The 24,154-nt window shown below is 37.0% G+C and carries 21 protein-coding genes; 12 read left to right on the top strand and 9 right to left on the bottom strand.

The features are described 5' to 3' along the window. Window positions 1–68: 68 nt before the first annotated feature. Window positions 69–716 (top strand): DsbA family oxidoreductase, encoded by a 648-nt coding sequence (locus MHI40_RS17350; RefSeq protein ID WP_093537601.1) that lies wholly within the window; start codon window positions 69–71, stop codon window positions 714–716. A gap of 106 nt (window positions 717–822) precedes the next feature. Then, window positions 823–2,220, top strand: coding sequence for an alanine/glycine:cation symporter family protein (locus MHI40_RS17345; protein ID WP_093537520.1), 1,398 nt, complete (start codon window positions 823–825; stop codon window positions 2,218–2,220). Between the two features lie 90 nt (window positions 2,221–2,310). Here MHI40_RS17345 and MHI40_RS17340 read toward each other — a convergent pair whose 3' ends face one another. After that, on the bottom strand, window positions 2,311–2,667 hold the full coding sequence (locus MHI40_RS17340; RefSeq protein ID WP_445678330.1) for a DUF2500 domain-containing protein: 357 nt from the start codon (window positions 2,665–2,667) through the stop codon (window positions 2,311–2,313). Between the two features lie 100 nt (window positions 2,668–2,767). On the opposite strand from MHI40_RS17340, the gene MHI40_RS17335 reads away from it, so the two are divergent. The 5 genes from MHI40_RS17335 (at window position 2,768) to MHI40_RS17315 (ending at window position 8,945) form a co-directional block, all read left to right on the top strand. Further along, window positions 2,768–4,300 (top strand): FAD-dependent oxidoreductase, encoded by a 1,533-nt coding sequence (locus MHI40_RS17335; RefSeq protein WP_340763708.1) that lies wholly within the window; start codon window positions 2,768–2,770, stop codon window positions 4,298–4,300. 140 nt (window positions 4,301–4,440) lie between these two features. After that, window positions 4,441–4,902: a PadR family transcriptional regulator gene (locus MHI40_RS17330; RefSeq protein ID WP_093537522.1), complete on the top strand. Its 462-nt coding sequence runs from the start codon at window positions 4,441–4,443 to the stop codon at window positions 4,900–4,902. 12 nt (window positions 4,903–4,914) lie between these two features. Further along, window positions 4,915–6,657, top strand: coding sequence for an ABC transporter ATP-binding protein (locus tag MHI40_RS17325; protein ID WP_340763704.1), 1,743 nt, complete (start codon window positions 4,915–4,917; stop codon window positions 6,655–6,657). 118 nt (window positions 6,658–6,775) lie between these two features. Then, window positions 6,776–8,467, top strand: coding sequence for an ABC transporter ATP-binding protein (locus tag MHI40_RS17320; protein ID WP_411747385.1), 1,692 nt, complete (start codon window positions 6,776–6,778; stop codon window positions 8,465–8,467). Between the two features lie 172 nt (window positions 8,468–8,639). Then, window positions 8,640–8,945, top strand: a complete 306-nt coding sequence (locus MHI40_RS17315; RefSeq protein WP_093537525.1) for a DUF4288 domain-containing protein — start codon at window positions 8,640–8,642, stop codon at window positions 8,943–8,945. A 42-nt stretch (window positions 8,946–8,987) separates the two neighbouring features. Here the strand turns inward: MHI40_RS17315 and MHI40_RS17310 are convergent, their stop codons facing one another. The 8 genes from MHI40_RS17310 to MHI40_RS17275 all read right to left on the bottom strand — a co-directional run bounded on the left by MHI40_RS17310 (window position 8,988) and on the right by MHI40_RS17275 (window position 17,342). Further along, complete coding sequence (locus MHI40_RS17310) at window positions 8,988–10,019, bottom strand: LCP family protein (protein ID WP_340763701.1); 1,032 nt, start codon at window positions 10,017–10,019, stop codon at window positions 8,988–8,990. Between the two features lie 101 nt (window positions 10,020–10,120). Beyond that, window positions 10,121–10,243: a hypothetical protein gene (locus MHI40_RS17305; RefSeq protein WP_281249753.1), complete on the bottom strand. Its 123-nt coding sequence runs from the start codon at window positions 10,241–10,243 to the stop codon at window positions 10,121–10,123. Continuing rightward, complete coding sequence (locus MHI40_RS17300; protein ID WP_340763698.1) at window positions 10,240–11,526, bottom strand: helix-turn-helix domain-containing protein; 1,287 nt, start codon at window positions 11,524–11,526, stop codon at window positions 10,240–10,242. The genes MHI40_RS17305 and MHI40_RS17300 overlap by 4 nt, the downstream gene beginning before the upstream one ends. A 353-nt stretch (window positions 11,527–11,879) precedes the next feature. Next, entirely contained in the window at window positions 11,880–13,601 is a 1,722-nt protein-coding gene (locus MHI40_RS17295; protein WP_340763696.1) for an ABC transporter ATP-binding protein, read from the bottom strand. Between the two features lie 133 nt (window positions 13,602–13,734). Then, complete coding sequence (locus MHI40_RS17290; protein ID WP_340763694.1) at window positions 13,735–14,016, bottom strand: hypothetical protein; 282 nt, start codon at window positions 14,014–14,016, stop codon at window positions 13,735–13,737. Window positions 14,017–14,152: 136 nt separating this feature from the next. Continuing rightward, on the bottom strand, window positions 14,153–15,328 hold the full coding sequence (locus tag MHI40_RS17285; protein WP_340763692.1) for a M20 metallopeptidase family protein: 1,176 nt from the start codon (window positions 15,326–15,328) through the stop codon (window positions 14,153–14,155). A gap of 115 nt (window positions 15,329–15,443) precedes the next feature. Continuing rightward, entirely contained in the window at window positions 15,444–16,631 is a 1,188-nt protein-coding gene (locus tag MHI40_RS17280) for a hypothetical protein (protein ID WP_093537531.1), read from the bottom strand. Window positions 16,632–16,814: 183 nt separating this feature from the next. Beyond that, window positions 16,815–17,342 carry a YceI family protein gene (locus MHI40_RS17275; protein WP_093537532.1) on the bottom strand — a complete coding sequence of 176 codons (528 nt, stop codon included), beginning with the start codon at window positions 17,340–17,342 and terminating at the stop codon, window positions 16,815–16,817. Window positions 17,343–17,592: 250 nt separating this feature from the next. Here MHI40_RS17275 and MHI40_RS17270 point away from each other — a divergent pair, with 250 nt between their 5' ends. The 5 genes from MHI40_RS17270 to MHI40_RS17250 all read left to right on the top strand — a co-directional run bounded on the left by MHI40_RS17270 (window position 17,593) and on the right by MHI40_RS17250 (window position 24,141). Beyond that, window positions 17,593–17,898: a winged helix-turn-helix transcriptional regulator gene (locus MHI40_RS17270; RefSeq protein ID WP_093537533.1), complete on the top strand. Its 306-nt coding sequence runs from the start codon at window positions 17,593–17,595 to the stop codon at window positions 17,896–17,898. Window positions 17,899–17,977: 79 nt separating this feature from the next. Further along, complete coding sequence (gene murB / locus MHI40_RS17265; protein WP_340763689.1) at window positions 17,978–18,895, top strand: UDP-N-acetylmuramate dehydrogenase; 918 nt, start codon at window positions 17,978–17,980, stop codon at window positions 18,893–18,895. A 235-nt stretch (window positions 18,896–19,130) separates the two neighbouring features. Continuing rightward, on the top strand, window positions 19,131–21,488 hold the full coding sequence (locus tag MHI40_RS17260; RefSeq protein WP_340763687.1) for a penicillin acylase family protein: 2,358 nt from the start codon (window positions 19,131–19,133) through the stop codon (window positions 21,486–21,488). A gap of 198 nt (window positions 21,489–21,686) precedes the next feature. Further along, on the top strand, window positions 21,687–22,061 hold the full coding sequence (locus tag MHI40_RS17255) for an ArsR/SmtB family transcription factor (RefSeq protein WP_093537536.1): 375 nt from the start codon (window positions 21,687–21,689) through the stop codon (window positions 22,059–22,061). Then, on the top strand, window positions 22,045–24,141 hold the full coding sequence (locus tag MHI40_RS17250; protein ID WP_340763684.1) for a heavy metal translocating P-type ATPase: 2,097 nt from the start codon (window positions 22,045–22,047) through the stop codon (window positions 24,139–24,141). The genes MHI40_RS17255 and MHI40_RS17250 overlap by 17 nt, the downstream gene beginning before the upstream one ends. Window positions 24,142–24,154: the final 13 nt, after the last annotated feature.

Below are 24,154 nucleotides of genomic sequence, written 5' to 3'. Positions count from 1 at the left end.
TATTATGAGGCAGTAATTTTGAATTCAAGATTTTTTCCTATTACAATGTAGAAGAGGTGATGATGATAATGAAAATTGAAGTTTGGTCCGATTTTGTATGTCCTTTTTGTTATATTGGAAAGAGAAGGTTAGAAGAAGCTTTAGAACAAACCGGTTTTGCTTCACAAGCTCAAGTAGAATTTAAAAGCTTTGAATTAGATCCGAATACACCAAAACAATCAGATAAAACGATGTATGAAGTGCTAGCAGAAAAATATGGTTCTACTGTAGAAGCTGCGAAAACGATGACAGCAGGAGTAGTAGAGCAAGCAAAAACTGTAGGTCTTGATTATAATTTTGAAAAAATGAAGCCTGCCAACACTTTAGATGCACATCGGTTAGTAAAATGGGCATCTGCACAAGGTAAAGCAAAAGAGGCTAACGAGCTATTGCTACATGCTTATTTTATCGAAGGGAAAGCAATTGGAAATAATGATGTACTGTTGGATCTGATGGAATCGCTTGATCTATCAAGAGAAGAAGCAGAAAAAGTATTAAACTCTAAGGAATACTTAGCAGATGTTCGTATAGACATTGCTAAAGCAGGACAAATCGGAGTCCGTGGAGTACCTTTCTTTGTCATAAACGACAAGTATGCCATTTCAGGAGCTCAACCAACGGAAACATTTGTTGGAGCCTTACAAAAAGTAGTAGAAGAAGAAGGACTTCAAGCCTAAAATATAATAATGCCATTCCACTAAACCAATAGGAATTATTCTATTGGTTTTTATAATGAGTGAAAAGGGTATATAAACAAAGTTAATAAAATTGGAGGGAAAAATTATGGACTGGTTAGGGAACTTAGTCGATGGAGTAAATAATATTTTATGGACTTACATATTGATAGCTTTGTTAATAATCGCTGGACTGTACTTTACTATTGGTACGAAGTTTGTACAATTTCGTCTGTTTGGAGAAATGTTCCGACTGATTGTTGAAAAAAAGGAAGAAAAAGGAGGAGTATCACCATTTCAAGCTTTTACCATTAGTACAGCTTCCCGTGTAGGGACTGGGAACATTACTGGTGTAGCACTGGCAATTGGTGTTGGTGGACCAGGGGCTGTTTTTTGGATGTGGATTATTGCAATTATCGGGATGGCAACTGCTTTTATCGAGAGTACACTTGCCCAAGTTTATAAGGTGAAGGACGGAGATACTTTTAGAGGTGGACCTGCATATTATATGGAGAAAGCATTGGGCACACGCAAATTAGCAATCATATTTAGTATTCTATTAACGCTATGCTTTGGCTTCATCTTTAATGCGGTTCAATCTAATACAATCGCTGCTTCAGTAGGGGATGTATTTAGTATCCAGCCTTATGTAATAGGTATTTTGCTAGTACTGTTAACCGCAACCATTATATTTGGAGGAGTACATAGAATTGTTAAGGTGACACAAGTCATCGTGCCAGTAATGGCTATATTTTATTTAATCGTCGCGATGTATGTCGTGGTGACGAATTTTACAGAAATTCCAGCAGTATTTAGCTTGATCTTTACGGAAGCATTTGGTCTTCGAGAAGCAGCAGGAGGAACTCTTGGTGCTGCAATCATGCAAGGGGTACGTCGCGGACTATTCTCCAATGAAGCTGGTATGGGGAGTGTGCCAAATGCGGCAGCGACTGCAAGTATTTCACATCCTGCTAAACAGGGCTTAGTACAAAGTCTAGGAGTATTCTTTGATACGATTATTATTTGTTCAGCGACTGCTTTCATAATTATTTTGGCGGGTCTCTATAAGACCGGAGAAAATGATGGAATCGTGTTAACTCAAAACTCATTGGCCGAACATGTTGGTAGTTGGGCACCATACTTTATCGCGATTGCAATAATCTTCTTTGCGTTCAGTTCTATTATAGGAAATTATTATTATGGTGAAACGAATATTGAATTTATCCATGCGCATAAGGGTTGGATGACCGGTTACCGTATGCTAGTACTAGTTATGGTGATGTTTGGTTCTATCGCACATGTACAACTCGTATGGAACTTAGCGGATCTATTCATGGGACTAATGGCGATATTGAATATTGCAGTGATACTTTTACTTGGAAAGACAGCATTCCAAGTGCTTAATGATTATACGAAACAACGTAAAAAGGGAGTAAATCCAGTATTTTATGCAAAAACAATTCCTGGGTTAAAGAACACCGAATGTTGGGAAGAAGAGGATCGTTAAAGTCAGCAGCAAAAGCAAAACTTATTAGGACAGTTTAACAGTATACGAACCCTCAAAAACCGTGCAGCTCTATTTGGAGACTGCTCGGTTTTATTTTCTTTCAAAAGAATGATATCTAGTTCCTTGGAATGTTAATACACCAAGATCATCCTCTGCTAACATTCCGTATTCTTTTCCATTAAGCTGTAACTCCATACGGTCGCCACTATCAAACTGAAAAGTAATAAAGTAGGTTGTTGAAGCCGAGCTATTGCCAGAACCACCACGTGTATTAGCACGTTTCGCCACTATTTGAGCGGGTACAGATAACTTAGGAGAGTTATTGTTTTTGTTCCACTGTTTAACACTGCTAATAATCGCAAAAATAATAAATCCAAAAACTATGACAAATACAGCACCGATAAAAATAGGAGCAAAACCTACAAAATATAAACTAAAAGTATCCACATTCATTCCCCTTACTAAAACTGTTTTTCTGTTATACGCAAAAAAATGAATAAAGTTTCATCAATAGATAGACACTGTAGTAAAAAGGAGGAAATACACATTGTCAGATCAAATTTTACCTACAGAATCTAAATCCTACTGGAGAGCAAATAATGACTTTCCATTATTCTCTAAAATAAACAACAATATCGAAACGGACATTGTCATCATTGGTGCTGGTCTTACAGGTATCACTGCTGCATATTTGTTAAGTAATAGCGGTCGAAAGGTGATTGTGGTAGAGGGTAGTCGAATATTAGAAGGTACTACGGGATTCACAACTGCCAAGGTGACTGCGCAGCATGGTCCTATCTATCAGCAACTAATTTCTACTTTTGGAGAAGAAAAAGCGAGATTATATTATGATGCAAATACGCAAGCAAAAGAATATATCAAACAAACGATTGAACAATTGAACATTCACTGTGACTACGAGACGATGCCTGCTTATATTTATGCAGATACGGAGGTCGGTATAGAAAAAGTAGAAAAAGAAATGGAAGCTTATAACACTCTAGGAATAGAAGGTGCTTCCTTAACAAAGGATACTGGACTTCCTTATACAGTGAAGCAAGCACTTAAGTTAGAAGATCAAGGGCAGTTCCATCCGATAAAATATGCAAAAGCTTTAATGGAAAAAGCAATCGAAAACGGTGTGGAATTTTATGAAGAATCTCGTGCTAAGACTGTGAAATCGAACACAGTAGAACTAATGGAAGGACAGCATATTCGAGCAAACAAAATACTAGTATGTAGTCATTTCCCGTTTAATGATGGGGATGGTTTGTACTTTGCTAGAATGCATCCTGAACGTTCTTATGCTCTAGCTTCTATCGCCCCGACTAATTATCCAAAAGGGATGTATATAAATGTAGAGAAACCGACCAGATCTGTACGAACTGCGTTAGGACAAGATGGTAAAAGGTATTTGATATTAGGTGGAGAAGGACATGTAACTGGACGATTCGAAGGAGATACCAATGTAAATTATGAAAACCTCGCAGCTTTTGGTCGAGAACAGTTTAAGGTGAAAAATTATGATTATCGTTGGTCTGCTCAGGATTTAGTGACCTTAGATCAGCTTCCTTATGTCGGTACAATGACAGCGGGGAAGACTGATGTATTAGTAGCTACGGGTTATGCTAAATGGGGTATGACAAATAGTACAGTTGCAGCACAAATAATGGCAGATCTAGTGCTTGAAAAAGAAAATCGGTATATAGAGTTGTATGATCCAACGCGATCTAAGATGAAAAAAGAAGATATCACCAGTTTTGCTAAGACGAATGCAAGTGTTGCAAAAGAGCTTGTTAAAGGAAAGACAGAGTTACTAGATTTGAAGCTGGACGATTTAAAAAATGGTAGTGGAGATTTAATAATGCTAGATGGCAAAAAGGTCGGTGCCTATAAGGATGACCAAGGAAAAGTTTATTTGGTAAAACCGGCGTGTACTCATATGGGCTGTAATGTCTCCTTTAATAATGCAGAAAGTTCATGGGACTGCCCATGTCATGGTTCTAGATTTAGTTATAATGGTGATGTACTCGAGGGACCAGCATTTGAACCGTTAGAGAAGGTTAAATACGGGGAATAACAAAAATGACATATACATTTCCTTTTAAATAATTTGATCACAAAGGAGTTACCCACATATAAAATGGGTAACTCCTTTACTATTGTTTTTAATCGATATATCGATTAAAATTATCGATATAGTTAAAGGAGTTGGATTACATGAAAAGGCGTAGAGGTTTTGTTCAACTGGCTATCTTACATTTATTAGAAGAGGCACCGATGCATGGCTATCAGATTATGAAGGAATTAGAAATTAGATCTAGCGGACATTATACTGCAAGTGCGGGAACAGTTTACCCGGCACTTCAGGAATTACTGGAGCAGGAATTGATAAAACTTGAACCTTCAGCCGAAAAAAAAACTTATATCATTCAAGAAAAGGGAAATAATCGATTGCAGGAGTTTGAAACCCGTAACGAAGGACTATTCTGGAGTAATTGGGAGGCTCGTTGGATCTGGCAAAAATCTGAAGAAGCAATTCATCTAAAGGAACAAATAGATTTATGGGAGTCTGAGCTTAGAAAGGCGATAAAGCAAACTCGAACGACTCCTGAAAATTCGCCAAGACTAATCTCATTTATGAAAGAAATAACGGAACGATTAAAGACAGATAACTATTAGGGAGTGAGATTTATGAAATCATTTTGGAAATTACTTCCTTATTTAAAACCATATATGCTTTTTGCAATATTAGCCCCAATGTTTATGTGCATTGAAGTTGCCATGGATTTACTTTCCCCGACAATTATGCAACATATTATTGATAATGGTATTGCGAATGATGATACAGCTTATGTCATAAAACTAGGCGTGCTAATGCTTGTAACCGCAGTTATTGGGCTGATAGGTGGAGTAGGGTGTACGATATATAGTACTAGAGCGGCTGTGAATTTTGCTGCTGATATTCGAAAAGATGTATTTAAAATGACCGAGCGATTTTCCAGTGAAAATATGGACAATATTGGTGTAGGTAAGCTAATAACGATTGTGACAAATGATATTACTGCCGTTCAACAGGCACTTATGATGACGCTTCGAGTGTTTGTAAGAGGACCACTATTATTTATAGGAGCAGTTGCGATTGTTTGGTTTACAGCAAGAGAGTTGTTCCCAGTGCTATTGGTAGTAATTCCGATTTTGATGATTTTAATCTATTTTTTCTCGTATAAAACAGGAAAATTATTTGCGAAAGTACAAAAAGCTATGGATAAAGTAAATACAAAACTTCAAGAGACGTTCGCAGGGATACGTGTGATTAAAGCATTTGATAGACAAAACTTTGAGGTAAAAGCATTCAAACATGTGAACGGGGAGTTAACGAAGCGTAATATGTCGGCAGAACAACTCATTCTTACGCTTATGCCAGTGATGCTATTCATCGTTAATATTGGAGTGGTTGTTGGTATGTGGATGGGGGCCATAAAAGTAAATGAAGGAACACTGCAGGTTGGTGTTATTTTAGCATTCATCAATTATTTAACAATAATCATGAACGGGTTGGTATCGAGTAGTCATGTATTAATGCAAATTACAAGGTCGTTTACTTCGGCACGTCGAATTCAACAAGTATTGGAAACTCAAATTGATATAACTGATCCTGTGAATCCTTTATCGAATAACGAGTTCAAGGGAGAAGTTGAGTTTAAATCAGTTTATTTTAGTTATAGTAAAAACGGAGAATATGTATTAAAGGATATTTCATTTCATGTGAATAGTGGAGAAACGATTGGAATTATTGGACCGACCGGAAGCGGAAAGTCGACACTTATAAAACTTCTCCCTCGATTGTATGACCCGGATTTAGGAGAGGTAATGATCAATGGCATAAATATAAAAGAGTATTCTATTAAAAATTTAAGAGATTTAATTGGTTTTGTGCCGCAAAAGGCAACGTTATTTGCAGGATCCATAGAGGAAAATATTCGCTTCGGTAAAGAAGAGGCAACTATAGAGGACATGGAAAAAGCGGCTAACTCTGCGGCTGCAAGCGAGTTTATCAACAAAGTAGATGGACGATTTGGGCATGAGCTTATGCAGGGGGCTACAAATCTTTCGGGTGGGCAAAAGCAACGATTATCGATGACTCGTGCATTTATCCGTAAACCGAAAATACTAGTTTTAGATGATTCTACCTCTGCGATAGATGCCATATCGGAAGTGCAAGTACAGCAAGCACTTACACATGATTTACCTGATACAACTGTATTCATCGTATCTTCCAAAGTCTCTTCCATTATTAATGCTGACAGAATTTTAGTAATGGAAGACGGCATGATTGTTGCCAGTGGCACACATGATGAACTGATTGAAAATAGTGAGGTTTACCGCAGTATCTATGCGACGCAAAGTGGAAAGGGGGTCCTTTCATATGAGTAAAACTTCCGCTCCACCGGTATCTAATGCAATAGGTCGTGCAAGGGGTCCAAGAGGATTTGGAGGGCCAGTAGAGAAAGCAAAAGATAAAAAAGGAACGCTTATACGAGTATGGCGATATATGGAGAAACAGAAAATAGCAATTGTAGTATCAATCATACTAGTTATTATTTCTACTCTATTAAACTTGTTAGTTCCCTACATGATAGGTGTAACCATTGATGAGTTTATAATTCCAAAGGATATGGATGGAACGTTACGGTACTTAGTGATCTTAGCAATTGTGTACACAGCGGCGGCTGCATTTACTTGGCTACAAAACTTTTTAATGATTAGAGTGTCGTTAAAAACTATTCGGTCACTACGCCAGGATCTATATGAAAAGTTTCAAACTCTATCTCTTCGGTTTTTCGATAAACGTACCCATGGAGACCTTATGAGCCGTGTGACGAACGATATTGAAAGTTTGAATAACGCATTAAGTCAAAGTGTGATTCAAATTATTTCAACTGTAATGATGGTGACAGGTGTTACGATAGCTATGTTTATACTTAACTGGGTGTTGGCTATTGTGTCACTGTTGGTAGTTCCATTAGTTATATTCACAACGAAAAAGATTATCAGCTATAGTAGTAGCAACTTTATCAAAAGACAACGTGATTTAGGTGAGTTAAATGGATTTGTAGAAGAAGCCATATCTGGCAATGAAGTAATTACCCTTTTTGGTCAAGAAGAAAAGAACATCCAAAAGTTCTCAATTGTAAATGAACGACTTCGCAGTTCTGCAACAGCTGCCGATACTGTGTCGGGGTTTTTAGGACCTATCAACAACTTTATCAACAATTTAGGTCTTGCATTAATAATTGGAATTGGAGCTCTAATGACTGTTCAAGAATTGGCAACTGTCGGTATAATTGCAGCATTTGTAAATTACTCTAGACAATTTTTCAGACCTATTAATCAGCTCTCAACATTATTGAACACTTTTCAGTCTGCTATAGCAGGAGCAGAGCGAGTATTTGAAATAATGGATGAAGCTCCAGATATTCAGGATCAGGAGTACGCGCTTACAATAGATCATTTAAAAGGAGACGTTACTTTTAACAATGTTCACTTCTCATATGAGAGTGGCAAACCAATTCTAAAAAATATTAGCTTCGAGGCAAAAGCTGGTGAAAAGATTGCTTTAGTAGGTCCAACAGGCTCGGGGAAAACGACAATTATTAACTTGCTTATGCGTTTTTATGAATTGGACTCGGGAAATATTAAAATCGATGGGAGATCAATTAGCGATTATCAAATAAGCAAGCTTCGAGAAAAAATTGGGGTTGTTTTACAGGATACTTTTCTCTTCACTGGTTCCATTTTGGAGAACATTCGATACGGTAGACTAGAAGCAACGGATGACGAAGTAATAGAGGCAGCTAAACTAGCGTCTGCTCATCGATTTATCAAGCATTTACCTGATAAGTATGATACCCAGATTACCGGAAATGGATCTAATTTAAGTATAGGACAGCGACAGTTATTAGCGATTGCTCGTGCCGTTTTAGCAGACTCAGATATATTAATACTAGATGAAGCAACTTCAAGCATTGATACGAAAACAGAGATAGATATTCAACAAGGACTCAATAGACTTTCAGAAGGCCGTACCAGTTTTGTCATAGCACATCGTCTAAAAACGATTGAAAATGCGGATAGAATTTTAGTTATTCATCAAGGTGAATTAATTGAAGTCGGGACCCATACAGAGCTACTGAAACAAAAAGGTTTCTACTCCGAGCTATATGAAAGTCAGTTTAATATTTAAATGGGAGAGAAATACCCTAACAAATATAAAGGTATTAGCTAGGTTATTTCATCTAGGAAAGCAAGAACAAAAATAGACGTTTAATGTTGGATTTACAACACTACATTCACACATGAAATATCTAGCAATCTACGTGCTCACATACTAAAGTTATAAGTAAGAGGTGAGCGTAATGTATAAAATTTTTTCTGTTAAATTGTTGTTTGAACACATTTCCATATCCGGTTCTATGTCTAATAAAATCTATGAAGAGACCATTAATATCATACGTGCCGTTAGGCTAGAGGATGTCGATAAGCTAGTGAAATCCCATTATAAAGATGTTATTTACAAAAACATTTTTGGGGAAGATACGACGATCAGACTTGTAATGATTCTGGATGTTTTTGAGTTAGTAGATAATATTGAAGAGTCTTTGGAATTTGTTGAAGTATACAGTCAGCATATTATTGCAGAAGAAGAAGTGACAGTTGAATAGAAGTTATAAACAAAAACGAGTCTGAGGACTCGTTTTTTATTGTTATTCATATTCATAGTGGAGTGTTAAGTTGATATTACTTGGGGAGATGTTTTTTTGTGTTTTTTTTCCCAAGTTGGTTTTTAGGTTCTTCTTTAATTCCTCTAAGGAAGCTTCGTTTGGTATAAAGTACCATAATTCTTTTCCTTCTGTTTTACTGTAGATTCTTTCATCTTGGCCTTCTAGCGTTAATTGATCGATAGGGGAATCCTTCATTTGTTGAAATAGTTGTACAAAGCTCCAATAATCAGCAGTTGAAATATTTGTTTTGACGTTTTCACCGACATTTTTTATCAAATCATCTAGTTTAGCTACACTGCTAAAACGAGTGGATACGTTTAGGATTTCTTGAATCACTTGTTTTTGACGTTTATTGCGACCTATATCGCCTTCTGGATCTTTTTTACGCATTCGAACATAGGCAAGCGCCTCGTTTCCCTTTAATAGCATTGGCCCTTCGGTATAAGTTTTCCATTCCAATGTATCTGCCATTTGAATATCAACTGTAAACGGCACATCTACTTCAATTCCGCCAAGTGTATCGACTATGTCTTCGAACCCCTGGAAATTTGTAGAAACATAATAATCGATTGGAACATCTAAGAGCTTTTCAAGCGAATTTATCGTATAGTTTATCCCGCCATGTGAGTAGGCGTGATTCACTTTGTCCTCTCGTTCCAATTCCTCGACATAAACCCTAGTATCTCGAGGGATATTCACCATGGAAATTTTACCTAATTTAGGATGTATGGTGACTAATAGGAGCATGTCAGAACGACCGTATGTTTCCTCTTTCTTATCGTCCACACCAGCTACTAATAGACTAAAAGGTGTTTTAAGTGGAGACTTATCACTCTGAGCTTTCTCATCGCGTATTAAAGGTACGTACATCTTGGTTGTTGCTGTCTTTGCTTCCAATGATAGATTTACAGCAAAAGCAATAATACCCACTAAAAGTAGTGCAGAAATAATAATAAAGGTATATTTTAAATTCTTTTTTTTCTTTCCAATTCTTTTAGAATTACGTGTAGACATAGGTCCTCCTTTTTTTGGCAACTTATGTAGTAATGATAATAAGTAATAAAAAGCACAAAATTCTAAATCGAATCTTGTGCCTTAGTTTTTCAATCAATCAATTAAATAAGCTCACCAATAGATGTAATTTTGGGTTTGTCGTCCTCAGTAGAATGGGTTGAACTTAGAACTGGAAATGTGAATAAGACGAAACAAAGTAGAACACCAAATACAACTTTTTTCATGACAATTCCTCCCAACTAAATACTTTTGATTGCTTCAAATGATAGTGGAATCCTAATTCATAGTAAATGGACGCTTGCTTATACTGTTTAGTTTCAGCTAGTCGTTTAGCCAATACGTTGCAATAAATCATACAATGTTTATAATCTTGCTTTCCTTCGAAATAGTCCAAGCTTTTTTTAAATATAGGTATAAGCACTTGGTTTTCCAGTAATATCGCTCCATATACGGAAAAATGATTGGTATAAAGATCTTTCTTACTATCTCCTACATATTGGACAGTTTCTAATCCTTTTTCCAACCATACTAAAGCATTCTGTAAATCCCGATTTTTGTGATATTCCTTAATTATAGATAGAATAGTGACAATCTTGTCCTCTGGGTTGTGTTTGGAATCCAGAGCATTAAAAAAATGTTGTAAGGCTTGGTCAGATTGCAGTTGCAAAGAGTAGCATGAACCCAGATTATGCTCAATCATCCCGTTAAACTCAGAGGATTCAATCTTCAGGTTTATATCTTTTGCCTTCTCAAAAGTAGCAAGAGCATCCTTTAAGACACCCGAATTCTTTTGTGCAATCCCCAGAATCATTAAACATTCAATGGATCGATCGATTAATATTTCTTGATTGAAATAAAAAATTGCTTCCTTTACATAGTCGATAGCAAGTATGTAACGAGACTCAGATAATAGAGATAATCCAGATATGTAATGCAATTCAGCCATTTCCCAGTCTTCCATACGATAGCCTTTGATTAATTGAAAAACTTCCTTAAAGAAATGAGAAGCCTGACTAAACTGATTATCTTGATACGCAATAATACCTTGAATTGTGTACAGATAAAATAGTTGTTCTATTGTCATTTCCTTTTTGAAATCTACTAAAATATTTATATTCCTTTGTATTTCCAACTCCTCAGGTAACATAAGCATCAATCGAGCTTCCAATATCAGCAGTGTAAGTCGATCTGCTTCTAAGGGATGTTCGGTAATATGAAGGCGAATATCAACTAGTAGTTGTTTAGCCAACTCTTTATCTCGAGAGTTTATAACTTGCTTGAACCGTATTTTAAACTGCGTAGTATTTTCTTCATTGGGTCTTTTCGTTAATGTATCTGCCGAGATGTTTAGCCGCATAAGAATAAGGTGCTTTATATCTTCGCTTGGAATGACTAAGCCGTTTTCAATTCTGCTTAAGTAAGAGGGAACACATATACCCAAAGCTAAAGCCTCTTGCTTAATATTTTGTCTCTGGCGCTCTAACTTAATCAATTGCCCAAGGTTCATAAAACCCACACCCTCTTCTAAATCAATAAAAGGAAATCAAATCCAATTATAAATAAGATACCATATTATAGAGTGTAATACATAGAAAATTTAAAATATGAAAGAAGTTATGAAAAGTTTGAAATAATGCCCATATTTTAGTTCAACTTTCATGATCTAATAGTGTTAATATATTTAAATTGGATTAATTCTACTACCTATTATTTTGTATACCTTCTACAAGGAGAACTTTACTTCTTTGTGAGTTTGACACCGACTATTAGATATCAAATCAAATATCATAAGAAAAGAAGGAGTAGATAGTGACCTTGTCACTTTCTACTCCTTCTTTTGTTATTTATTATGACAGGTGATTAAGACAAACCTTGTCCGTGAGTAAATTCCCGATAAAGCTGATGTTGGGCAAGCAATTCTTCATGTGTACCGCTACCAGTAATTTTTCCTTTTTCTAAAAAGAATATTTGGTCGGCGTGAATAATCGTTGCTAGTCTATGTGCAATGATAAGGGTAGTTCTACCATTCATTAGCCGTTCGAGTGCTTCTTGCACCAATGTCTCCGACGCACTATCAAGGTTAGAGGTCGCTTCATCCAGTAATAATATTTTCGGGTTGTGCAAGAGGGCTCTTGCAATTGCGATACGTTGGCGCTGGCCACCAGAAAGTTTAATGCCTCTTTCTCCGACAAGCGTATCATACTTTTCTGGTAGATTATCGATGAAGTCTGCAGCATTTGCTGCTGCCGCTGCTCCGATGACTGCATCCATAGAAGGAATAGTCGACATACCATAGGTGATATTCGATAAAATAGTACCACTCATTAATGGACTCTCCTGAGAAACATATCCAATTTTAGAGCGCCATGCATTTAACGATAGGTCGGTGATAGGAGACTCGTTAAATAAGATGGTTCCAGAATCGGGTTCATAAAACCGTTCAATTAAGGAAAATATAGTAGTTTTACCGCCACCACTAGGCCCGACAAAAGCGGTGACAGTTCCAGGATGTGCTATTAAGGAAATGCCATCTATTATTTTCTTATCGGGACCATAAGAAAAATGAACATCTTCAAATGTGATAACACCGTCTTTTAAATGTTTTGGTGCTTCTAATTCAACAGCTTCACTGTCCATATAGAAAATTTCTTGAATTCGTTCTGTAGCCCCAACGGCTTTTTGGAAAGATGTGAAAAAGGTAGCCATTTGTGCAAAAGGCACAATAATATTTACTAAGTAAAAGATAATCGCAACAAGATCACCAGCTGATAATATTCCTTGAGATACCTGCAAACCGCCATAGCCTAAAATGACGACTAAAATGGCCATCATAATAAGGGTCATAAAAGGGGAGATGAAAGCTTGTATTTTTGCTTCTTTTAAGCCAAATCGATATAAATTTTGAATAGCTTCATTTCCACTAATAGTTTCCGTTTTCTCGGCTCGATAAGATTTAACTAGCCGAATTTCTGATAACACTCGGCCCAGAAGTCCTGAAAACGATGCCATTTCTTTTTGTGTGGATTTGGATACTTTATGCATCATTGATCCAAGAGGCATCATGATTGCTATACTTAATGGCACACTAACAAGCATGATCAATGTCATTTTCCAATCGATAAAAAATAGGATAATAACCGACCCAATAATGGTAATAATCCCAGATACAAAATTTACTAGATGATCCGTAATAAGAGATTTCAAAGTAGTCGTGTCCTGTGTAATACGACTCATCGTCTCTCCACTTTCATTTTGATCATAGTAGGGGACAGGAAGATGGAGTACTTTGCTCCAGAGTTTTTTTCGAAGATCCGCAACTATAAATTCTCCTATATAAGATAATAGATAAAATGAGAATCCACCGGAAATCGCTTGTAGAAGGAATACGACTAGCAATATTCCAATCATTTTCCAGTTGAATGAACTAGTAGTTAATGTGTCAACTAAATTCTTCGTGACAAGTGGAACGATTAACCCAATAACAGTGCTTATCAAGGATAGAGCAACGGCTATAATTGTTATCTTGACGGGCCATTTAAGACTTTTGAGTAGTTGAAAGAATCCTTTAGTAGATGTTTGCATAGTAAGCTCCTATTTCGTTTAGTAGAATACTTCTATTGTAATCGATGCACTGTTAAAGTAGCGAATGAGAGGGGTTACAATGGAAATAAGCATTCAAAAAAAATCGTGCAGAAATGAAATCAGCACGATTGTTTTAAGAAGATATAGTTTTTGCCTCTTGTTGTGCACTTTTTTGTAAATCTAAAACAAGTGGATCTGAGCTTTCTAGTAAGTTAGCTTGTTTGTGCTGAAGATCCATTCGCATTTTTTCTGTTTCGAGCAAAAAGTTATTATATTTGAGTTTTTCCAGTTCAATTTCATCTTTTACAATGATTAATTTCACTTTTTGAGACTTTCGTAGATGTGTTGTCCATATTGCAGTCAGTGGTATGGAAAAAACCATCACTACAGCAACTAATCCTATAAAATCCTCCATACATATCCCTCCAAGCCTTTTACATAAGTATATACGATTTTTTATATAAATAGTTTAAAAAGTCAGATAAAAGTTAATGAAAAAAAGATAGAGAAAACTACTAACTGTTTTCTCCATCCGAATGCATTTAAAATCTTTATTTATTCAAATATGTCCAAGCATACTGAGCATAGAGTTCGGCTCCAGTAGAAAGTGCATCCTCATCAATATCAAAGTTACCGTGATGATGAGCCCATTCTGTGTCCTTTTTAGAATTACCGCTACCGACAAGTGCAAAACTACCAGGTGCTTTTGTTAAAAACTCCGAGAAATCTTCTCCGCCCATTGTCGGCTTCTCGTAATAGACAACGTCTGAACCAAACGAAGCAGATGCCACCTGTTGGACAAGATTAGCGCTTTCTTCGTCATTATCTACTGCGTCTGTGCCTCTTGTATATTGTACCTCAGCAGTTGCACCGTAAATAGCCGCAACACTTTCCGCATATTGGCCAATAGACTTTTCAATATGATCGCGAGTATTGGAATGGAAGGTACGGACAGTTCCCTCTATCTCGGCATTCTCCGCAATGACATTAAATCGAGTACCAACCACCATTTTACCAACTGTTAAAACAGCAGGGCTTTGCGGATCAATCGTCCTAGAGATAACTGTTTGAACGTTCATGACGAAGGATGAAGCAACAAGAGCTGCATCGATACAAGCCTCTGGAATGGCGCCATGACCGCCTCGTCCTTTGAATGTCACTTTGAAGATATCGGCTGCAGCAAAGGAAGGACCTGGATTACAGGAAACCTTACCAGTAGGCATTTGAGACCAAATATGGATACCGAATACATTATCAACATCATCCATTGCGCCTTGTTTAACCATAGCCTTTGCCCCTTGCGCTATTTCCTCTGCTGGTTGAAATAACAAGCGTACATTTCCAGAAAGCTGATCTTTTACCGCTGAAAGTGCCTTTGCTGCTATTAATAACATAGCAGTATGTGCGTCATGACCACATGCATGCATTTTTCCTTCAGTTTTAGAGGCATATGGGACGTGTTTATTAAGTTGTTGAATCGCAAGGGCATCCATATCGCCTCGAAGAGCAACGGTTTTTCCGCCTGTTGCCCCTTTGATTTCCGCGATAACTCCAGTAGGTTCCGTTTTACGATAAGAGATTCCAAGATTATCTAAATACTCGCATATAAACTGAGTCGTTTGGAACTCCTCAAATGATAGTTCAGGCTCGCTGTGCAATTTTCTGCGAAGTTGAACTAATTCTTCCTTATTATTTTTAATGGATTCATTTATTTTATTGTTTATCATGCTGATCCCCCGTTAACTTTTATATGATTTTATATATTATTTATTATGGTTCCTTTAAATTATGCGGCACTTAAAAGGTTATTAGATTGGCTCTCTATGTAAGCATTAAGCGGTCTTATAAAAATCCTACGAATATACCTGCTAGAATAACAGAAACAATAGTTACACTGATAAATCCTCCTACAAGCATGGGAGGAAGCATGTGACTAGTTAAAACTTCTCTTTCTTTCTCATCCTCTGTTAAAGATTTAATAACTTCATTTGTAATAATGTAGTCAGCAGGGAATCCATAAAGTGCGGTCAATGAAACTGCAAAGGCCATATTTTTGCTGACTTTTAGAATTTTTCCAATGATGAAGGAGAATATGTACATTCCTATGACACCTATGACAATTGTTCCTACAAGTGGATAAAACAGTTGCATAATCATAGAAGGTGTAGCGTTTTTCAAGGCATCAAAAACAAATAACATTAATACTAAGATACAAATACCGAAACTGTTTGCCTTTTGAAGGACGTTTCTTTCTAAGAAACCAATACTTCCCGCGATAATCCCAAATAATAAGCAAAGTACGAAAGGACTAATTTCTAGAATAGGGTTTAATAGAGTAGATACCCCATAAGCAAGGAATCCGACGAAAGCTAGACGAAACAATTTAAAGTAGTCGGTATTATATTTTTCTGGCAATTTACGAAACATTTTGAGTTCTTCTTTTGGTTTTCCTACTTCATCTTTAGTTTGTCCTGCAATAGTAATTTCGCCGATGCGGAACTTTTGAAGAAGTTCTTTTCCTTCTTTTTTAAGTACAATTGAAGTAAGTGGATACCCGGCGAATCCTTGCATAACGTATATGACTATTGCAAACACCGACAAAGTGGTAAGACCTGCATTTGCAGCACCTTCTGACATGATTAGCGCTGACACCACACCCCCAACCAATGGAGGAATAGCCACGATAACAGTTTTAACTCCGAATAGTAAAGTACCTATTGTGAATAATGCGACAATTATACCTAAAATCCCAGCTAGTGAAATTAATATACTTTTCCATTGTTCCTTTAATTGTCTAAGAGAAAGGAGTGTACCCATATTTGTGATGAGAAGATAAATCATCATTGTTGCAACTACTGGAGGTACACCAGCTATTGAAATGATTTCCTTAGGGAAAAATGTCCAATAACCAAGAATGAACAATATGGCAGCTATGAAAACAGACGGGATCCAAGCTTTAGTTCGTATAGAGACAAAGTCTCCAATAAATAAAATAGCGACAACAATAACCAAAGCTAGCATTTGTGGCATAATATTCCGTCCTTTCTGAAAATAAGATAATTCATACAATAACACATTCTTTACTCAATATAAAGTATATAATATATCACTTAATATTCAGATAATTTTAATTGCTTATTTTTTACTCAGGTTATTTAATTATAAAAATAAAAAAGCTATCCAAAAGGATAGCTTTTTGTACTTATGAGATGATTATTGAGCTGGGTTTAACTCAAGTTCAACAGTAATTTTAATGTCTTCTCCAACTAGAACGCCACCAGTTTCTAATGCTTGGTTCCAAGTTAAACCAAACTCTTTACGGTTAACTTTAGACTCAGCAGAGAAAGCGACTACTTCTTGCCCCCATGGATTAGTACCTTTACCACCATATTCAACGTCGAATGTTACTGGTTTTGTAACGTCTTTAATCGTTAGGTCGCCAGTTACGTCGTACTCACCATCGTCTTTTTTCTTAATATCTGTAGCCACAAATTTGATGCTTGGGTATGTTTCTGTATCAAAGAAATCTCCAGAACGTAAGTGGTTATCACGGTCTACGTTATTTGAGTTGATAGATTTTACGTCGATATCAAAACTAATTGTAGCACCTGTTAAGTCTTCTGTATTACCTTCTAAGTCTGCTGTGAAATTAGTGAAAGCTCCTTTTACTTTTGAAACCATCATATGTTTTACGGAAAAGTCGATCGTAGAATGCGCTGCGTCAAGATTAAATTTTGTCATTTTTTATTTCCTCCTAAGTTTGTTGTTATTCTAACTATAAAACAATATTACTTCGAAATCAAGAGTTTTTATTTCGAAGTAATATATATTGCCATCATTTCGTTTACCTTCTTTTACAAATAGCAAATATCTGGTTACTTTATGTAACTAAATATAGATTAATATATTAGTTACGTCAAGTAATTAAATTACTTTTATTTTACTTTAGAAGAAAAAAAGAATATAATAGAAGGTAATAGAGGTGAATCAGATGAAAGAAACGTTATTATGTCCACGTTTATCAAAAGCAATGGAGTTGTTAGGTAAAAGATGGACTGCCCTAATCGTATATCAACTAATGGATGGAGCAAAACGATTTAATGAGATTGAGTCGTCCCTTCCTATAAGTGGTCGTTTGTTATCAGAGCGTCTAAAAGAACTCGAAAAAGAGGGGATTGTTGAAAGAACTGTCTTTTCCGAGGTGCCAATACGGGTAGAATATAACTTGACAGAGAAAGGTCTTGCTCTAAAAGAAGTAGTTGGAGGAATTGAGACTTGGTCTAAAGAATGGTTATAGCATTTTCTCTTGATATATTATGTGTGAAAATGCATACTATGTAAGGATACAAGGTTAATGAAGAAAGGATTGTCTCTCTTTGAGTAAACAAAAATGGTTTGAAAACTTAAGTGAAAAGTTAAACCCGGAGAATATTAAAATAGATGAAGCATTAAATTTGCATACAGTAACAAAAATGGGTGGGATGGCAGATTTGTTTGTCACACCGTCCACGCAGGATGAAGCTGCCTTTGTTGTGCAGTATGCTTATGAACATAATATACCAATGCTACTATTAGGAAATGGATCTAATATGGTAGTACGGGATGGTGGAGTAAGAGGAATCGTACTTCGACTGGAAAATTTAAATAATATTATAATAGATGGTAACCGTGTAATCGCCGAGAGTGGTGCGGATATTATTGATGTGTCAAAAGCGGCAGCGCAAGAATCCTTAACTGGTTTGGAATTTGCCTGTGGTATTCCCGGTTCTATCGGTGGAGCAATGGCGATGAATGCAGGAGCATATGGTGGCGAAATTCAAGACGTAATTGTGCAATGTACTGTACTAACTCCATCTGGAGAAAAGTTAGTTCTTTCGAAAGAGCAATTGGAGCTAGGGTATCGAAAGAGTATTATTACGAAAAAAGGCTATTATGTATTGTCGACAGAATTTTTATTGGAAAAAGGGCGTCAAGAAGAGATCGACTCAAAAATTGCAGATCTTACTTTTCAAAGAGAATCTAAACAACCATTAGAATATCCTTCTGCTGGTAGTGTATTCAAAAGACCACCAGGTTATTTTGCCGGGAAACTCATTCAAGACAGTGGCTTACAGGGTAAAGGCTTTGGTGGTGCAGAGGTTTCCACGAAGCATGCAGGCTTTATCGTCAATAAAAATAATGCTACAGCAACTGATTATATTAGCACGATAGAAATGGTGAAAGAAAAAGTGAAAGAAAACTTTGGTGTTGAGCTAGAGTTAGAAGTAAAAATTGTTGGAGAAAATATAGATTAATACAAGCCTAGGTCCATGAATATAATTATTCATGGGCCTTTTTTATATGTTTGAACGATCATTGTAACCATTTTTAGCGTGAAGCACTCAAAAAAAAATTGTGTGAAGGTTGAGGGTGGGACTAGAGGTCTTTTGGGATGGTTTCCTATTTCTCTATGTGTATTCTAGCGAGATATATAGAAGGAAAAAAGTAGGAAATGTCGAATACTGTAAAGGAACAAAGGGGGCAAGGTATATGAGAAAAGGATGGAAAATAACTGCTTGGCTTATAGGTACTATCGTTGTGTTAGCAGTTATTGTCGTTGTAGGTTTGAACCTGTATTTATCTAGCACAAAAGCCATTATTGAAGGTGAACTTGCAATGAAGGTGCTAGACGCAGATGTAAAAGTAGTACGTGATGCAGATGGGGTACCACATATTACTGCACAATCAGATGCTGACCTTTACCGTGCGCAAGGATTTGTGCAAGCACAGGATAGACTTTTTCAAATGGATTTAGCTAGAAGGCAGGCTAGTGGGCGTTTAGCAGAAGTGGTAGGAGAATCTGCGGTAGATACAGATAAGTTTTTCTTAACCTTTAGCTTACGTGATGCTGCTGAGAAATCTTATGATGGATATAGTGAGGAAGCGAAGGAAGTATTAGAGTTCTATGCAGAAGGGGTCAATGATTTTATCGAATTTGCGAAAGAAGAAAATAAATTAAGCTATGAGTTTAAATTACTTGGATATGAGCCAGAAGAGTGGACTCCAACTGACTCATTAGCAATTGGAAAGTATATGGCATATGACTTAGGTGGAAATTGGTCGACACTTGCAATACGACATTGGGCTTTAAATGAATTGGATGAAGAAAAGGCGAAGGAACTTTTTATTACTTATCCTGAGAATGCAAAATCGATTATAGAGGCGAATATAAGTAACCCAGTAAATGTAAGTGGTCACTTTGACTCGTCGGTTTTACCGAATGAATTTAACGGTAGTAATAACTGGGTTGTGAGTGGGGACAAGACAGCTAGTGGTCTTCCACTACTTGCAGATGATCCACATTTGGGATTGAGCACACCATCTGTATGGTATCAAATGCATTTAGAATCACCAGAACAGAATGTAAGTGGTGTTATATTTGCTGGGATACCCGGCATTATTCTTGGTCATAACGAAGATGTTGCTTGGGGTGTAACCAATGTAGGGCCGGATGTGCAGGATCTTTATATTGAAACACCAAACCCAGAGGATCGGACCCAATTCTTATATGAGGGGAAATGGGAGCAAGCAGAGGTTCGTAATTCACCTATTAAAGTAAAGGGACAGGAGGATATACCTTTTGAAGTAGTGGTGACTCGACATGGCCCAATTATTTCAGATGTCGTATTCAAAGAGGAAGAAGCATCAGCGTTATTTTCCATGCAATGGACTGCGTTAGCTCCAACACTTGAATTACAAGCAATCTTAAAAATGAATAAATCTGCTGATTGGGAAGAATTTGAAGTAGCGCTAGAAGACTTCCATGCACCAGCTCAAAATTTTGTATTTGCTGCAAAAGATGGGACCATTGCCTATAAAGCAAATGGGAAGATACCTTTAAGAAAGACCGGGGATGGCCAATTACCTGTTCCTGGAGACTCGGCGGAATACGATTGGCAAGGATTTGTTCCTTATAACGAGCTTCCAATTGTTGTGAACCCAGAGGAAGGCTATATAGCGACAGCAAATAATGAGGTCGTAGATGATTCCTATCCATACCATATTACTGATTTTTGGGCTCAATCATATCGGTATGAGCGAATTGCTGAAGTATTGGAGAGCAAATCGGATTTCACAAAAGAAGATATGATGGATTTACAGATGGATCAAACGAATCTATACGCTAAGGAATTCTTGACACAGATGCTTGGATCAGTTGAAAACTTAGATACCAAGGGTGAATATAAAGAAATCCTTTCCTTAGTGAAGCAGTGGGATCAGGTAGATGATAAAGAACAAGCTGCTCCGCTTGTTTTTCATAAATGGATGAAGGAGTTACCTCAGACATTACTCGAGGAAGAAATGCCAGAGGATGTATATTCGATGTTGCCAGGAAAAGGTAACATTTCAGATCAATTATTACGAAAAGGCTATAATAATGAACAAAGTGCTTGGTTAGAAGCATATGGTGGTGTAGACAAGTGGGTATATGACTCATTTGTGAAGGCAACCGAAGAAATATCCGAAGAGTTTGGTTCAAATGAAAAGAAATGGAAGTGGGGGGATTACCACCAGTTAACATTTGATCATCCACTGGGAGGGGCCTCTCCAATCTTGGCTTATCTCTTAAATCCAGATCCAGTTCCTATAGGGGGATCCAATATTACCGTGCAAGCAGCCGGTTTTGGAGAGGATGGAAAAGTGGACCACGGAGCGTCCTGGCGATTTGTAGCAGATTTGGCTGATTTAAATGAGGCCTATCACATCGTAGGGCCGGGACAAAGCGGTCATATGAAATCCGATTGGTATCATAGCCAAGTAGATGACTGGGCAGAAGGAAACTATCACACTACCGTAATAGACGGAGACATCAAAGAAGGATATGAACTAATATTAAAAGCAAACTAAAATTGGCAGCCGAAGGTGTTTATCTTCGGCTGTTTTTTATATTAAGAGGAAATGAAGAGTAAAAGTTACCCTGTTTTTAAGCGATAAAAACTAAAGTAGTAAAAACATTCAAATACTCATTAGAATAAGTTGCATATTAAATATTCTGAACATATACTGAATATAACAATCAAACAATCATTTGAATGAGGTGGAAATATGCAGACAAAGGATATGTGTGAAGTAACAAAGGTAAACGAAGACATAGTGTTTTCCATAAAGAACCAAATACCAGATTTAGGAGCAGCAGCTCAAATCTTTAAAGCACTAGCAGATGAAACAAGGTTGAAGATAGCATTTGCATTAACAATAGAGGAAGAACTATGCGTTTGTGATGTGGGTGAGATTATAGGTTCATCTACAGCTACAGCATCTCATCATTTGCGATTTTTAAGAGACTTATCCCTTGCTAAATCAACACGTAAGGGAAAACAAGTTTATTATTCTTTAGCAGATCATCATGTGAACGCGTTAGTAAAAATCGCATATGAACATGCAATAGAAGAAGGTGAAAAGGATGGTAAAAGTAGCTAAACAAGAATATCGATTAGAAAATCTTTCATGTGCCAATTGTGCCATGAAATTTGAACAAAATATAAAAAAACTTCCTGATGTAGAGGATGCAACAGTTAACTTTGGTGCTTCTAAAGTATCGGTCATTGGTAAAGCAACAATAGGGGATATTGAAAAAGCTGGGGCGTTTGATGGCATAAAAGTGACTACAGTCAAACAACGTCAATTAGAAAAAATTCCTTTTTTCAAACGGAAAGAAAATATACTCACGGTTATTTCATTTGTATTTCTAGTTATAGGGATTATCGCATCGTTCACTTATGAGGAAGCACACCCACTTTCTATAGGGTTATTCATGATTTCTATAGTAGTAGGAGGCTTCGATTTATTTAGAGGTGGGTTAGCCAATTTATCTCGTTTTTACTTCGATATGAAGTCGTTAATGACTATAGCTATTATTGGTGCAGCAATTATTGGAGAGTGGCGCGAGGGAGCGGTAGTAGTATTCTTATTCGCGGTGAGTGAAGCTTTAGAGGCTTATTCGATGAATAAAGCACGTCAATCCATCAGTCATTTAATGGATATTGCGCCACCTACTGCAACGATCCGCAAAGATGGAAAGTTAATAGAGGTTGATACAGATTTTATACAAATAAACGATGTACTAATTGTAAAACCAGGGCAAAAAATTGCAATGGATGGAATTGTACTGAAAGGTACTTCTACAATTAACCAGGCGTCTATCACCGGTGAATCATTACCAGTTATGAAATCGGTAGACGATGAGGTATTTGCTGGTACGTTAAACGAAGAAGGATCACTTGAAGTACGAGTGACGAAGAGAGTAGAAGATACAACAATTGCAAAAATCATACACCTTGTTGAAGAGGCGCAAGCGGAAAAAGCACCCTCTCAAAAATTTGTAGATAAATTTGCAAAATATTATACACCTGCAATTATCATGATTGCTATATTAGTGGCTATAATTCCTCCGTTGTTCGGAGCAGATTGGCAAACATGGATTTACCAAGGGCTTGCGGTATTAGTTGTGGGTTGTCCATGTGCGTTAGTAGTATCAACTCCCGTTGCCATTGTTACGGCAATCGGAAATGCAGCAAAACAAGGTGTATTAATCAAAGGTGGTATTCACTTAGAAGAGATTGGTCGACTTCAAGCAATTGCATTTGACAAAACTGGCACGCTGACCAAAGGGTATCCAGAGGTAACGCATGTAGAAGCAGATGCACCAAAAGACTTTATCCAAAAAGTAATGTCCATTGAAATCTACTCTCAGCATCCATTGGCAAAGGCTATTGTAAAATATGGTGCAAAAGAGCATATTCAAAGTGTAGAAATCGAGCATTTTCAATCTGTCACTGGCAAAGGGGCAGAGGGTATAGTGGACGGAACAAAATGGTCAGTTGGAAGTGTTAGTTGGATTTCTACTATCAGCACTGTTTCCTTTGAAGTCATTACTAAAATTGAACAGTTACAAACGGAGGGTAATACAGTCATGCTAGCTTCGGCAGATGGTGTATATCAAGGGTTTATAGCTGTAGCAGATCCAATCCGTGAAACTAGTGTAAATGTGTTAGAGCAACTGAAAAAAGCAGGGATAAAGCGTACTGTCATGCTAACAGGAGATGACAAACGTACGGCAAACGCTATCGCAACAAAACTAGGTCTGACGGACGTAGAAGCAGAGTTAATGCCAGAACAAAAACTTTTTGCCATAAAAGCATTAAAAGAAGAGTACGGCACGGTTGCAATGGTTGGAGATGGTGTTAATGATTCTCCTGCACTAGCAGCGGCATCAGTTGGTATAGCGATGGGTGGAGCGGGAACAGATGCTGCACTTGAAACAGCGGATGTGGCTTTAATGGCTGATGACCTAGATAAGTTACCTTATACAATCCGATTAAGTCGAAAAGCATTGCATATTATTAAAGAAAATATTATGTTTGCATTAGGATTAAAAATAATTGCATTGCTACTCATTATTCCAGGATGGTTAACTTTATGGATTGCTATCTTTGCAGATATGGGGGCTACTCTATTGGTAGTGCTTAATTCATTAAGACTTTTAAGGATAAATAAATAGCGTGTACGGAGGC

The organism is Psychrobacillus sp. FSL H8-0510, from assembly GCF_038008345.1.
GTDB lineage: Bacteria > Bacillota > Bacilli > Bacillales_A > Planococcaceae > Psychrobacillus > Psychrobacillus psychrotolerans.
The sequence above is the reverse complement of the archived record's forward strand: the minus strand, read 5'-3'. Positions and strand labels throughout refer to the sequence as shown.

Coding starts and splice junctions, on each gene's coding strand:
- MHI40_RS17350 (WP_093537601.1), top strand. CDS start 69: ATGAAAATTGAAGTTTGGTCCGATTTTGTATGTCCTTTTTGTTATATT.
- MHI40_RS17345 (WP_093537520.1), top strand. CDS start 823: ATGGACTGGTTAGGGAACTTAGTCGATGGAGTAAATAATATTTTATGG.
- MHI40_RS17330 (WP_093537522.1), top strand. CDS start 4,441: ATGAAAAGGCGTAGAGGTTTTGTTCAACTGGCTATCTTACATTTATTA.
- MHI40_RS17325 (WP_340763704.1), top strand. CDS start 4,915: ATGAAATCATTTTGGAAATTACTTCCTTATTTAAAACCATATATGCTT.
- MHI40_RS17320 (WP_411747385.1), top strand. CDS start 6,776: ATGGAGAAACAGAAAATAGCAATTGTAGTATCAATCATACTAGTTATT.
- MHI40_RS17315 (WP_093537525.1), top strand. CDS start 8,640: ATGTATAAAATTTTTTCTGTTAAATTGTTGTTTGAACACATTTCCATA.
- MHI40_RS17310 (WP_340763701.1), bottom strand. CDS start 10,019: ATGTCTACACGTAATTCTAAAAGAATTGGAAAGAAAAAAAAGAATTTA.
- MHI40_RS17305 (WP_281249753.1), bottom strand. CDS start 10,243: ATGAAAAAAGTTGTATTTGGTGTTCTACTTTGTTTCGTCTTATTCACA.
- MHI40_RS17300 (WP_340763698.1), bottom strand. CDS start 11,526: ATGAACCTTGGGCAATTGATTAAGTTAGAGCGCCAGAGACAAAATATT.
- MHI40_RS17295 (WP_340763696.1), bottom strand. CDS start 13,601: ATGCAAACATCTACTAAAGGATTCTTTCAACTACTCAAAAGTCTTAAA.
- MHI40_RS17290 (WP_340763694.1), bottom strand. CDS start 14,016: ATGGAGGATTTTATAGGATTAGTTGCTGTAGTGATGGTTTTTTCCATA.
- MHI40_RS17285 (WP_340763692.1), bottom strand. CDS start 15,328: ATGATAAACAATAAAATAAATGAATCCATTAAAAATAATAAGGAAGAA.
- MHI40_RS17280 (WP_093537531.1), bottom strand. CDS start 16,631: ATGCCACAAATGCTAGCTTTGGTTATTGTTGTCGCTATTTTATTTATT.
- MHI40_RS17275 (WP_093537532.1), bottom strand. CDS start 17,342: ATGACAAAATTTAATCTTGACGCAGCGCATTCTACGATCGACTTTTCC.
- MHI40_RS17270 (WP_093537533.1), top strand. CDS start 17,593: ATGAAAGAAACGTTATTATGTCCACGTTTATCAAAAGCAATGGAGTTG.
- MHI40_RS17260 (WP_340763687.1), top strand. CDS start 19,131: ATGAGAAAAGGATGGAAAATAACTGCTTGGCTTATAGGTACTATCGTT.
- MHI40_RS17255 (WP_093537536.1), top strand. CDS start 21,687: ATGCAGACAAAGGATATGTGTGAAGTAACAAAGGTAAACGAAGACATA.
- MHI40_RS17250 (WP_340763684.1), top strand. CDS start 22,045: ATGGTAAAAGTAGCTAAACAAGAATATCGATTAGAAAATCTTTCATGT.